We start from the raw sequence: 12,881 nt of genomic DNA on the forward strand, positions 1-12,881 counted from the left end.
CAAGAAAAAAGGCGGAAGGGAAGCCGCCATCACGCCGGGAGACACGCGCCGAGGGCGGCCGGGCGCTTCCGGGTTCCAGACGTCCGCCCGCGTTCGCGGGCCCGCATGAGGGAGATGTTCGATGAGGTTTCGCAACGCAGGCCGCGCGCGGCAACACGCCGGGGCTTCGACCCCCTGGGCCCTGGCCGGTGCCCTGGCCCTCGCGGGGCTGCTCGCCGGTTGCGGCGGTGGGGGCGGCGGCGGAGGCGGTGGCCTGCCGTTCATTCCGGGCCCGGGCGGCGGCACGCCCGGCGACGACGATGCGATCGTCGCCTCGTCGAGCGTGGCCGGCCAGTGCGCGACGCCGCGCCCTGGTATCAACCCGGCCACCGGCATCGGCTACCCCGACCGCGCCGGTTCGCTGGCGATCGAGAAGCGCTGGGTGCGCGCCTGGATCGACGAAACCTACCTCTGGTACAACGAGGTGCCGACCACGCTCAAGGCGGCCGACTACGCGACGCCGGTGGCCTACTTCAACGTGCTGAAGACCCCGCTCACCACGTCCTCGGGCCGGGCCAAGGACCGCTTCCACTACATCTACGACACCGAGGTCTACCGCCAGCTGTCCGAGGCCGGGGTCTCGGCCGGCTACGGCATCGAGTTCGCGTTCGTGCGCAACTCGCGTCCGCGCGACCTGCGCGTGGCCTTCACCGAACCGAACTCGCCGGCCGCCAACGCCGGCATCGCGCGCGGCGCCAAGATCCTCGAGGTCGACGGCATCAGCGTGGTCAACAGCACCAACACCACCGCCATCAACAACGCGCTCTCGCCCGACGACCTCGGCGAGTCGCACAGCTTCAAGCTCGAGGAGGCCGGCGGCGCCACGCGCACCGTCACGCTGACCTCGGCGCGGATCACGCGCACGCCGGTGCAGAACGTGAAAACCGTCGACACGCCGAGCGGGCGCGTCGGCTACCTGCTGTTCAACGACCACATCACGACCTCCGAGGCGCAACTGATCTCGGCCATGAACAAGTTCCAGGCCGACGGCGTGCAGGACCTCGTGCTCGACATGCGCTACAACGGCGGCGGCCAGCTCAACATCGCGAGCCGGCTCGCCTACATGGTGGCCTCGCCGGCCGCGACCGCGGGCAAGACCTTCGAGCGGCTGGCTTTCAACAACAAGAGCCCGTTCGGCCTCCAGCCGCCGCTGCCTTTCCTCGGCACCTCGCGCAACAGCCAGCCGCTGCCGCAGCTCGGCCTGTCGCAGGTCACGGTGCTCACCAGCCCCGACACCTGCTCGGCCAGCGAGTCGGTCATCAACGGCCTGCGCGGCGTGGACGTCCGGGTCAACCTCGTGGGCGGCGCCACCTGCGGCAAGCCCTATGGCTTCTATCCGCAGGACAACTGCGGCACCACCTACTTCGCGATCCAGTTCCAGGGCGTGAACAACAAGGGCTTCGGCGACTACGGCGACGGCTTCACGCCCAACTGCACGGTGGCCGACGACTTCGCGCATGCGCTGGGCGACCCGAGCGAGGCCCGCTTCTCGGCCGCGCTCGCGCTGCGCAGCACCGGCAGCTGCCCGGTGCCGGTCGCGGCCGCGGCGCGCGCCGCACCGGGGCTCGAGAAGGCGGAGGCGGCGCCCGACGCGGGTCCGACGCTGCTGCTGCGCTCGCCGCTGCGCGAGAACCGGTTGATCGAGACCGACTGATCCACCGGCCGGCGCCGCTTCGCCGGCACCCTTCTTGCCGAACCGACAAACGGGCCCGACGGGGCCCGTTTTCACGTGTCCGAGCGCGCCCGCCGCGCGCCATCCGCCTCGCGGAAAACCCCTAGGCCACGGGCCTTGCCTGTGCCGTGCCCTCGCGCCCAGAATTCGGCAAACGTTTGCGCAAACGTTTTCGTTCGAGCATCCGTTCGACGGCTTCCCCCTGAAAAGACACCACTATTCCAAGGAGAGAGAGAAATGCAGATGCCCAGAAGACGATGGATCGTGTCGGCCCTGTCGGCCGCGGTGCTCACCGCCTGCGGCGGCGGTGGCAGCAACGGCTTCGCGTTCGTGCCGACCGGCAGCGCGCCGCCGCCCCCACCCCCGCCGCCTCCGCCGCCACCCCCTCCGCCGGCGCGCAAGATCATCATCGACAGCGACTACAACACGATGAGCGACGACGGCCAGCTCGGCGCCATGGCCGCGCAGCTGCAGGCCGAGGGCAAGGTCGACGTGCTGGGCATCAGCGTGGTGTCGGGCAACAAGTGGCTGCGCCAGGGCGTGGCCGAGGCGCTGAAGTCGGTCGAGCGGCTCGGCGTGGGCGAGCGCATCGGCGTCTACGTGGGCGAGAACTACGCGCTGAACCACACCAAGGCGGACATCGACGCCGAGATGAAGGCCGGTGCCGGCGGCGACGGCTACCTGGGCGCCTGGAGCTCGCCCGAACCCAAGAGCGACGCCGACCTGGTGCCGATCCCCGACGGCTTCGCCACCCACACCAAGGTGCAGGCCAAGGGCGCGGTCGACTTCCTGATCGATGCCATCAAGGCGAACCCGAAGGAGGTCAGCATCCTCGCGATCGGCCCGCTCACGAACATCGCGCTGGCCGCCAAGCGCGCGCCCGAGATCGTGCCGCTGATCAAGGAGATCATCTACATGGGCGGCGCGGTCCACGTGGCCGGCAACACCACCAAGACGGCCGAGTTCAACTGGTGGTTCGATCCCGACGCGGCGCAGTACGTGGTGCGGCTGCCGATCCCGCAGGTGGTGCTGCCGCTGGACGTGACCGACACCGTGCTGATGACCAAGGCCATCTACGACAAGATCGCGCACCCGGCCACGCCCACGCCGGTCACCGAGGTCTTCCGCAAGGAGTGGTTCGCGGATTCGTTCGAGACCAAGCCCGGCTACACCTCGAACATCTGGGACACGCTGACCATCGCCTACCTGCTCGACCCGAGCTACGCGACCGAGGTCAGCGAGGAGTACGTCGACGTGATCGCCAAGCCCGGCGATCCCGAGAACGGCCGCTCGGTCGGCTATGCCACGCCGCCCGCGGGCGTGCCGCTGCAGAAGATGAAGGTGGTGAAGAAGTTCGACAACGCGCGCTTCTACGACCTCTACGTCGACCTGCTCACGCGGCCGGTGCCGGTGAAGCTGCCCGTCGCGAACTGAGGCCGGCTAGAACGCCGAGCACACCCGCAGCACCTCGCTGCCGTAGGCCTCGAGCTTCTTGGTGCCGATGCCGCTGATGCCCTTCAGGTCCTCGAGCGTGGCCGGTGCTCGCTCAGCGATCGCGGCCAGCGTGGCGTCGTGGAAGATCACGTAGGCCGGCAGGTTGTGCTCGCGCGCCACCTCGGCGCGCCAGGCCTTGAGCGCGTCGAAGCGCGACTGGCCCTGCGCGTCGAGCGTGGCCGCGGCCGGCGAGGGCGCGCCGCGCGCGGTCTTCTCGCGCCGTGCCTTGCCGCCGCGCGCCGTCGGCGAGGAGATCGACTCGCGCAGCGACACCGTGGTCTCGCCGCGCAGCACCGCGCGCGAGCCCTCGGTGAGCTTGAGCGTGTTGTAGGCCTCGGCGTCGACCGCCACCGCGCCGATCGCGATCAGCTGGCGCAGCACGCCGCGCAGCTGCACCTCGCTGAATTCCGCGCCGAGCCCGAAGGTGCTGATGCGCTCGTGGCCGAACTGCTTGACCTTCTCGGTCTCCTTGCCGCGCAGGATGTCCATCACGTGGCCGGCGCCGAAGCTGATGCCGCTTTGCTGCTGCACGCGGTAGACAGTGGACAGCAGCTTGCGCGCCGCGTCGGTGCCGTCCCAGACCTGCGGCGGCGCGATGCAGTTGTCGCAGTTGCCGCAGGGCGTGCTCTGCTCGCCGAAGTAGCCCAGCAGGCGCACGCGCCGGCAGTCGCTGGCCTCGGCCAGCGAGAGCAGCGCGTCGAGCTTGCCGCGCATCACCTGCTTGAACTCCTCGCCGGCCGGGCTCTCGTCGATCATGCGGCGCTGGTTCACCACGTCCTGCAGGCCGTAGGCCATCCAGGCCTGGGCCGGCTCGCCATCGCGGCCCGCGCGGCCGGTCTCCTGGTAGTAGCCCTCGATGTTCTTGGGCATGTCGAGGTGGGCCACGAAGCGCACGTCGGGCTTGTCGATGCCCATGCCGAAGGCGATGGTGGCGCACATCACGATGCCTTCCTCGCGCAGGAAGCGGTCCTGGTGCGCCTGGCGCACCGAGGCGTCGAGCCCCGCGTGGTAGGGCAGGGCGTTGATGCCCGCGTCGCGCAGCGCCACCGCCACGTCCTCCACGCGCTTGCGCGACTGGCAATAGACCACGCCGGCATCGCCCTCGTGCTCGCGCTCGATGAAGCGCAGCAGCTGCGTGGTGGCTTCCTTCTTCTCGACGATGGTGTAGCGGATGTTCGGCCGGTCGAAGCTCGAGACGAACTGCTGCGCCTGCTCGAGCTGCAGCCGCTCGACGATGTCGGCGCGCGTGAGCGCGTCGGCGGTGGCGGTCAGCGCGATGCGCGGCACGCCCGGGTAGCGCTCGTGCAGCACGGTCAGCGCGCGGTACTCGGGACGGAAGTCGTGGCCCCACTGGCTCACGCAATGCGCCTCGTCGATCGCGAACATCGACAGCTTGCCGCGCGCGGCCAGCGCGTCCATCAGCTCGAGGAAGCGCGGCGTGGTCACGCGCTCGGGGGCGGCGTACAGCAGCGTGACCTCGGCGCGCGCCATGCGGCGCTCGACGTCCTGCGTCTGCTGCCAGTCGAGCGTGGAATTGAGGAAGGCGGCGTCCACGCCGGCCTCGTGCAGCGCGCCGACCTGGTCGTGCATCAGCGCGATCAGCGGCGACACCACCACCGCGATGCCGTGCCCGGCGCGCTGGCGCGCGATCGCGGGGATCTGGTAGCACAGCGACTTGCCGCCGCCGGTGGGCATCAGCACCAGGGCGTCGCCGCCGCCGGTCACGTGGTCGACGATCGGGGCCTGCGGACCGCGGAAGGCGGCGTAGCCGAAGACCTCGTGCAGGATCTGCGCGGGGTCGGCGGAAGGTGAATTGGACAAGGCGGCGGGCTGGGTGGCGACGGAAGGGGTCGATTGTCGCCGCAGCGCAGCACGCGCGCCGCCGCGGTCGCGGGGCCGGGCGCGACCGCCCGTCGGCCTGGGTGCCAAGCCTGGCTGGCACGCCGTTTGCAAGCAGTCGGCATTCGCTTGAAACGCCTGTATAGACAGCATACTGGTGCATGGGCCGGGCGGTTCGCACCAATACAAGGTGCGCTCCGCGCCGGCTTGCACCGTTCTCGCCGCGGCTTTTTCGGGTTATCCTGTATATACAGGGGTGTTCAGGCGAATGACACTGCGGCCGCGCACCACGGAAAGCTCCGACGGGCGCTGCCAGCCGATTCAATTGACGCTTCACACGAACAGGAGGGCCTCGATGGCCAAGACAGTCGCAAAGATCGCCACGCTGCTGGCAGCCGGTGCATGTATCGCGGGCGCGGCCGGAGGCGCCGCCGCCCAGACCAAGATCACGCTCGGCATGTCGGGCTGGACCGGCTTCGCGCCGCTGTCGCTGGCCGACAAGGCCGGCATCTTCAAGAAGAACGGGCTCGACGTGGAGCTCAAGATGATTCCGCAGAAGGACCGCCACCTCGCGCTGGCCGCGGGCGCGATCCAGTGCGCCGCCACCACCATCGAGACGCACGTGGCCTGGAACGCCAACGGCGTGCCGATCGTGCAGATCTTCCAGATGGACAAGTCCTACGGCGCCGACGGCATCGCGGTGCGCAACGACGTCAAGAGCTTCTCCGACCTCAAGGGCAAGACCGTCGGCGTGAGCGCGCCCGGCACCGCGCCGTACTTCGGCCTGGCCTGGATGCTGTCGAAGAACGGCATGAGCATCAAGGACGTGAAGACCGTCTCGCTCGAGCCCCAGCCGGCCGCGCAGGCCTTCGTCGCGGGCCAGAACGATGCCGCCATGACCTACGAGCCCTACCTGTCGACCGTGCGCGCCAACCCGCAGGCCGGCAAGATCCTCGCGACCACGCTCGACTACCCGATGGTGATGGACACCGTGGGCTGCGCGCCGACCTGGCTCAAGGCCAACGCCAAGGCCGCGCAGGCGCTGACCGACTCGTACTTCGAGGCGCTCGAGATGATCAAGTCCGACCCGGCCAAGTCCAACGAGCTGATGGGCAGCGCGGTCAAGCAGAGCGGCGAGCAGTTCGCCAAGTCCTCGGCTTACCTGCGCTGGCAGGACAAGGCGGCGAACCAGAAGTTCTTCAGCGCCGAGCTGACCCAGTTCATGAAGGAGTCGGTGCCGATCCTGCTGGAGGCCGGCGTGATCCGCAAGGCGCCCGAGGACCTGGCCGCGACCTTCGACGCGAGCTTCATCAAGTAAGCCACCTCAACGCATAACGACGAAGCGCCACGCATCGCCCGCCATGGAAGCGACGACCGTCATCCCCTCCACGCCAGCCGCTCCCGCGGCGGCCTCCGTTCCCCCCGCCGCCGTGCGCGTGGCTGCCGCGCGGCGCCGCCGCGCGATGGCGCCGCTCGAACCCGTGAGCCCGCGCGCGCGCTGGATGCTCGGCGTCGGCTTCTTCGTGCTGTTCTTCGCCGTCTGGGCCTTCTTCACGCTCGGCGGCTTCGTCTCGCCGACCTTCCTGGCCAGCCCGGTCACGATGCTGCGCGAAGGCTGGCTGCTGTTCACCGAGTACAACTTCATCCAGGACATCGGGATGACGGTGTGGCGCGTGGTCGGCGGCTTCGTGCTGGCCTCGGTGATCGCCGTGCCGCTGGGCATCGCGATGGGCGCCTACAAGCCGATCGAGGCCTTCCTCGAGCCCTTCGTCTCGTTCTGCCGCTACCTGCCGGCCTCGGCCTTCATTCCGCTCTTGATCCTCTGGGCCGGCATCGGCGAGAGCCAGAAGCTGCTGGTGATCTTCATCGGCTCGGTGTTCCAGGTGATCCTGATGGTGGCCGTGACCGTGGGCAGCGCGCGCAAGGACCTGGTGGAGGCCGCCTACACGCTGGGCGCCAGCAGCCGGGGCATCGTGCGCCGCGTGCTGATCCCGGGCGCCGCGCCCGGCATCGCCGAGACCCTGCGCCTGGTGCTGGGCTGGGCCTGGACCTACGTCATCGTGGCCGAGCTCATCGGTTCCTCCTCGGGCATCGGCCACATGATCACCGACAGCCAGGCGCTCCTGAACACCGGCCAGATCATCTTCGGGATCATCGTCATCGGCGTGATCGGCCTCGTGTCCGACTTCGCCTTCAAGGCGGTCAACCGCCGCCTCTTCGCCTGGAGCACGCTGTGAGCGCCATCATCAAGCCGGCCCAGTTGTCGATCCACGGCGTCTCTCGCACCTTCACCGGCACGCGCGGCCAGCGCACGCAGGCGCTGCTGCCGGTCGACTTCGAGGTGCGCGAGAACGACTTCGTCACCATCCTCGGCCCCTCGGGCTGCGGCAAGTCCACCCTGCTGCGCATCGTCGCGGGGCTCGACTTCCCGACCACCGGCGAGGTGCTGCTCGACGGCCAGCCGATCGAGGGCCCGGGCGCCGACCGCGGCGTGGTGTTCCAGAGCTACACCCTGTTCCCCTGGCTCACGATCGCGCAGAACATCCGCTTCGGCCTGCGCGAGCGCGGCACGAGCGAAGCCGAGCAGAAGGAGCGCAGCGAGTTCTTCATCGCCAAGGTCGGCCTGCGCGGCTTCGAGCACCACTATCCCAAGCAGCTCTCGGGCGGCATGCAGCAGCGCACCGCGATCGCGCGCGCGCTGGCCAACGATCCCAAGATGCTGCTGCTCGACGAGCCCTTCGGCGCGCTCGACAACCAGACCCGCGTGCTGATGCAGGAGCTGCTGCTGGGCATCTGGGAGTCGGCGCAGAAGACGGTGCTGTTCGTCACGCACGACATCGACGAGGCCATCTTCATGGCCAACCGCGTGGCCGTGTTCAGCGCCCGGCCCGGCCGCATCAAGACCGAGATCGCGGTCGACTTCCCGCATCCGCGCCACTACACGATCAAGACCTCGCCCGAGTTCATGGAGATCAAGGCCCGGCTGACCGAGGAGATCCGCGCCGAATCGATGGCGGCGGCGGAGCATTGAGACCATGAAGCGCGACCTGCCGTCCTCCGCACCGAACCCCGCCGGCGCGCCCGCGGCCGCGCCGTCGCTCGCGCTCTATGCGCAGGTCAAGGACCACATCTCGCGCAAGATCCAGGACGGCACCTGGCCGCCCGGCCACCGGCTGCCGTCCGAGCACGAGCTGGTGGCGCAGTTCGCCATCTCGCGCATGACCGCCAACCGCGCGCTGCGCGAGCTCTCGGAGCAGGGCCGCATCGTGCGCGTGGCCGGCGTGGGCAGCTTCGTGGCAGAGAACAAGCCGCAGTCCACGCTGCTGCAGATCGCCAACATCGCGAGCGAGATCCGCCAGCGCGGCCACGACTACCGCTGCGAGTTCATCGCGCTCGAGCGCATCGCCGCCTCGCCCGACATCGCCGTGTGGCTCGACCTGCGGCCCGGCGAGTCGGTGTTCCACACCGTCTGCCTGCACCTGGAGAACGGCACGCCGGTGCAGATCGAGGACCGCTACGTCAATCCGCGCGCCGTGCCCGAATTCCTCGACCAGGATTTCTCGGTCGTCTCGCCCGGCGAGTACCTGGTGCGCAACGTGCCCTTCGACCAGATCGAGCACGTGGTCGACGCGGTGCTGCCCACCGCCGAACAGGCCGAGCGCCTGGACATGCCGCCGGCCGATCCCTGCCTGCTGCTGACCCGCCGCACCTGGACCCGCGACCTGCCCGTGACGCTGGTGCGCTGCCTGCACCCGGCCTCGCGCTACCGGCTCGGCAGCCGCTTCCGCGTCGACGGCAACCAGGCCTTCGGCTGAATCCACGCACGCCATTCCGGCCTTCGATTTTTTTCGCACCTACTTGTATATACAGGATCGCACCATGAAGCTTGCTCCCCACGCCGCCACCGAACCGCTCGTGCTCTCGCCCGGCGAGGTCGACCTGCCCGCGCTGCGCCGCATCCATGCGGGCGGCGCGCGGCTCGAGCTCGCCGGCGCCGCGCGCGCCGGACTGCTGGCCGCCCAGGCCACCGTGCGCCGCATCGTCGAGGCCGGCGAGGTGGTCTACGGCATCAACACCGGCTTCGGCAAGCTCGCGCAGACCATCATTCCGCCCGAGCGCCTGGCCGAGCTGCAGCGCAACCTCGTGCTCTCGCACAGCGTCGGCACCGGCGTGCCGCTGCCCGACGGCGTGGTGCGGCTGGTGCTCGCCACCAAGGCCGTGAGCCTGGCGCGCGGCCATTCGGGCGTGCGGCCCGAGATCGTCGATGCGCTGCTCGCGTTGTTCAATGCGGGCCTGCTGCCGCGCATCCCGAGCAAGGGCTCGGTCGGCGCCTCGGGCGACCTCGCGCCGCTGGCCCACATGGCCTGCGTGCTGATCGGCGAGGGCGAGGTCGGCACGCCCGAGGGCGAGACCATCGGCGGCACCGAGGCCATGCGCCGCATCGGCCTCGCGCCCTTCGTGCTCGGCCCCAAGGAAGGCCTGGCGCTGCTCAACGGCACGCAGGTGTCGACCGCGCTCGCGCTGGCGGGCCTGTTCGGCGCCGAGGACGTGTTCGCGGCCGGCCTGATGGCGGGCGCGCTCTCGCTCGAGGCGATCCAGGGCTCGATCAAGCCCTTCGACGAGCGCATCCACGCCGCGCGCGGCCAGCCGGGCCAGATCGCGGTGGCGGGCGCGGTGCGCGCGCTGCTCGAGGGCAGCGCCATCGTGCCTTCGCACGCCGACTGCGGCCGGGTGCAGGACCCGTACTCGATCCGCTGCGTGCCCCAGGTCATGGGCGCCTGCCTCGACAACCTCGCGCATGCGGCGCGGGTGCTGCGCATCGAGGCCAACGCGGCGTCGGACAACCCGCTGGTCTTCAGCGACACCGGCGACGTGATCTCGGGCGGCAACTTCCACGCCGAGCCCGTGGCCTTCGCGGCCGACATCATCGCGCTGGCGGTGAGCGAGATCGGCGCCATCTCCGAGCGCCGGCTCGCGCTGCTGCTCGACTCCGGCCTCTCGGGCCTGCCGCCCTTCCTGGTGCGCGACGGCGGCGTCAACTCCGGTTTCATGATCGCGCAGGTCACGGCCGCGGCGCTGGCCTCCGAGAACAAGTCGCTGGCCCATCCGGCCAGCGTCGACAGCCTGCCGACCTCGGCCAACCAGGAAGACCACGTGTCGATGGCCACCTTCGCGGGCCGCCGCCTGGCCGAGATGGTCGACAACACCGCGGTGGTGGTCGGCATCGAGGCCATGGGCGCCTGCCAGGGCATCGAGCTCAAGCGCGACGCCGACAGCCCGCGCAGCTCCGCGCTGGTCGAGGCCGAGTTCGCCGCCATCCGCGAGCGCGTGGCCTTCATCGAGCAGGACCGCTTCATGGCGCCCGACGTGGAAGCCATGCGCCTGTGGGCCCGCCGCGGCGACTGGGCCGCGCCGCTGGCCGCCGTGCTGCCGAGCCGCGCCTGAACCTTCCCCCGATTCCTCGTCCGACCTTCCTTGCCATCGAAAGGACTCCCGCCATGAACGCACCCGACAAATTCGTCGCCGCCAACGCTTCCATCGCCGCCGATCCGCGCCACGACCCCACGCGCGTGATCCGCGCCCCGCGCGGCAGCCAGCTGAACTGCAAGAGCTGGCTCACCGAGGCGCCGTTCCGCATGCTGCAGAACAACCTCGACCCCGAGGTGGCCGAGCGGCCGCAGGACCTCGTGGTCTACGGCGGCATCGGCCGCGCCGCGCGCAACTGGGAATGCTTCGACCAGATCCTCGCCTCGCTGAAAGAGCTCGAGGACGACGAGACCCTGCTGATCCAGTCGGGCAAGCCGGTGGGCGTGTTCAAGACGCACGAGAACGCGCCGCGCGTGCTGCTCGCCAACTCGAACCTGGTGCCGCAGTGGGCCAACTGGGAGCACTTCAACGAGCTCGACCGCAAGGGCCTCTTCATGTACGGCCAGATGACGGCCGGCAGCTGGATCTACATCGGCAGCCAGGGCATCGTGCAGGGCACCTTCGAGACCTTCGTCGAGGCCGGCCGCCAGCATTACGACAACAGCCTCGCGGGCAAGTGGATCCTCACGGCCGGCCTTGGCGGCATGGGTGGCGCGCAGCCGCTCGCGGCCACGCTCGCGGGCGCGGTGTCGCTCAACATCGAGTGCCAGCAGTCGAGCATCGACTTCCGCCTGCGCACCCGCTATGTCGACAAGCAGGCGCGCGACATCGACCATGCGTTCGAACTGATCAAGCAGCACTGCGACGCCAAGGAAGCGGTGTCGATCGCGCTGCTGGGCAACGCGGCGGAGATCCTGCCCGAGCTGGTGAAGCGCGCGAAGGCCGGTGGCCTCAAGCCCGACCTCGTGACCGACCAGACCTCGGCGCACGACCTGATCAACGGCTACCTGCCCGCGGGCTGGAGCGTGGCGCAATGGCAGGCCGCGATGAAGGACGAGTCGCAGCACGCCGCGCTCAAGAAGGCGGCCGCGCAGTCGTGCGCGGTGCACGTGCAGGCCATGCTCGACTTCCAGGCCATGGGCATCCCGACCGTGGACTACGGCAACAACATCCGCCAGGTGGCCTTCGACGAAGGCGTGAAGAACGCCTTCGACTTCCCGGGCTTCGTGCCGGCCTACATCCGGCCGCTGTTCTGCGAGGGCAAGGGCCCGTTCCGCTGGGTCGCGCTCTCGGGCGATCCGGAAGACATCTACAAGACCGATGCCAAGATCAAGGAGCTGTTCCCCGAGAACACCCACACGCACCGCTGGCTCGACATGGCGCGCGAGCGCATCAGCTTCCAGGGCCTGCCCGCGCGCATCTGCTGGCTCGGCCTCGGCGAGCGCCACAGGGCCGGCCTGGCCTTCAACGAGATGGTGAAGTCGGGCGAGCTCAAGGGCCCGATCGTGATCGGCCGCGACCACCTCGACACCGGCTCGGTCGCCAGCCCCAACCGCGAGACCGAGGCGATGAAGGACGGCACCGATGCCGTGAGCGACTGGCCGCTGCTCAACGCGCTGCTCAACACCGCGGGCGGCGCCACCTGGGTCAGCCTGCACCACGGCGGCGGCGTGGGCATGGGCTACTCGCAGCATTCGGGCGTGGTGATCGTCTGCGACGGCACCGATGCGGCCGCCAAGCGCATCGAGCGCGTGCTGTTCAACGACCCCGCCACCGGCGTGATGCGCCATGCCGACGCGGGCTACGACATCGCCGTGGCCACCGCGAAGAAGCAGGGCCTGAAGCTGCCGATGATCAAGGGCTGAGCATGGCCGGCGGCACGCAGCGCTTCTCGCGCGCCACCTTGCCCGTGATGCCGTGGAAGAACGGCGGCGGCACCACGCAGGAGATCGCCTGCTGGCCGGCCGGCGCCGGGCTCGAGGACTTCGGCTGGCGCGTGAGCATCGCGAGCATCGCGCAGGCCGGCCCGTTCTCGCGCTTCGCGGGCATCGACCGCAGCATCATGCTGCTCGAGGGCGACGGCGTGCGGCTGCGCTCGGCCGACGGCGCCATCGACCATCCGCTCGATGTGCCGCACCGGCCCTTCGCCTTCAGCGGCGACACCGCGCTCGACTGCACGCTGCTGGGCGGCGCCTCGAGCGATTTCAACGTGATGACCCGCCGCGGCGCCTGGCGCGCCGAAGTGCGCGTGCTCGACGGCGCCACGGCGCTCGAAGCCGCGCCGCATGGCGTGCTGCTCGCGCTGCGCGGCGGCTGGCGGCTCGATGCCGGCGGCGCGGCGTGCCGCGAGGGCGAGGGCCTGTGCTGGTCCGATGCGCCGCGCGCCTGGCAGCTCGCGCCCGAGGACGCGACGGCACGCCTCGTGGCCGTGCGCATCGTTCCCGCCTGAGGCCGCAACCCGAGACCACAG

10 protein-coding genes are annotated in these 12,881 nt (G+C 70.1%); 9 read left to right on the forward strand and 1 reads right to left on the reverse strand.

What is annotated here, in order from left to right; translation table 11 throughout:
* The first annotated feature begins 121 nt into the window (after positions 1–121).
* Positions 122–1,693, forward strand: coding sequence for a S41 family peptidase (locus AC07RV_RS26570; RefSeq protein WP_296781967.1), 1,572 nt, complete (start codon positions 122–124; stop codon positions 1,691–1,693).
* A 255-nt stretch (positions 1,694–1,948) separates the two neighbouring features.
* Positions 1,949–3,145, forward strand: coding sequence for a nucleoside hydrolase (locus AC07RV_RS26575; protein WP_444814153.1), 1,197 nt, complete (start codon positions 1,949–1,951; stop codon positions 3,143–3,145).
* A 6-nt stretch (positions 3,146–3,151) separates the two neighbouring features.
* Here AC07RV_RS26575 and recQ read toward each other — a convergent pair whose 3' ends face one another.
* Complete coding sequence (recQ, locus tag AC07RV_RS26580) at positions 3,152–5,026, reverse strand: DNA helicase RecQ (RefSeq protein WP_093343842.1); 1,875 nt, start codon at positions 5,024–5,026, stop codon at positions 3,152–3,154.
* Between the two features lie 373 nt (positions 5,027–5,399).
* Between recQ and AC07RV_RS26585 the strand changes: the two genes are divergently transcribed.
* The 7 genes from AC07RV_RS26585 (at position 5,400) to AC07RV_RS26615 (ending at position 12,860) form a co-directional block, all read left to right on the forward strand.
* Positions 5,400–6,362, forward strand: coding sequence for an ABC transporter substrate-binding protein (locus AC07RV_RS26585; RefSeq protein WP_093343844.1), 963 nt, complete (start codon positions 5,400–5,402; stop codon positions 6,360–6,362).
* A 43-nt stretch (positions 6,363–6,405) separates the two neighbouring features.
* On the forward strand, positions 6,406–7,281 hold the full coding sequence (locus AC07RV_RS26590) for an ABC transporter permease (RefSeq protein ID WP_296781966.1): 876 nt from the start codon (positions 6,406–6,408) through the stop codon (positions 7,279–7,281).
* Between the two features lie 5 nt (positions 7,282–7,286).
* Positions 7,287–8,075, forward strand: coding sequence for an ABC transporter ATP-binding protein (locus AC07RV_RS26595; protein WP_296781991.1), 789 nt, complete (start codon positions 7,287–7,289; stop codon positions 8,073–8,075).
* A 4-nt stretch (positions 8,076–8,079) separates the two neighbouring features.
* Positions 8,080–8,859 carry a histidine utilization transcriptional repressor HutC gene (hutC, locus tag AC07RV_RS26600; RefSeq protein WP_203203650.1) on the forward strand — a complete coding sequence of 260 codons (780 nt, stop codon included), beginning with the start codon at positions 8,080–8,082 and terminating at the stop codon, positions 8,857–8,859.
* A 64-nt stretch (positions 8,860–8,923) separates the two neighbouring features.
* Positions 8,924–10,489 (forward strand): histidine ammonia-lyase, encoded by a 1,566-nt coding sequence (gene hutH / locus AC07RV_RS26605; RefSeq protein ID WP_296781965.1) that lies wholly within the window; start codon positions 8,924–8,926, stop codon positions 10,487–10,489.
* A gap of 53 nt (positions 10,490–10,542) precedes the next feature.
* On the forward strand, positions 10,543–12,276 hold the full coding sequence (gene hutU / locus AC07RV_RS26610; protein ID WP_296781964.1) for a urocanate hydratase: 1,734 nt from the start codon (positions 10,543–10,545) through the stop codon (positions 12,274–12,276).
* Positions 12,277–12,278: 2 nt separating this feature from the next.
* Positions 12,279–12,860, forward strand: coding sequence for a HutD/Ves family protein (locus tag AC07RV_RS26615; protein ID WP_296781963.1), 582 nt, complete (start codon positions 12,279–12,281; stop codon positions 12,858–12,860).
* The last annotated feature ends 21 nt before the right edge of the window (positions 12,861–12,881 follow it).

This window comes from Variovorax sp. GW821-FHT09B01 (genome assembly GCF_059418345.1).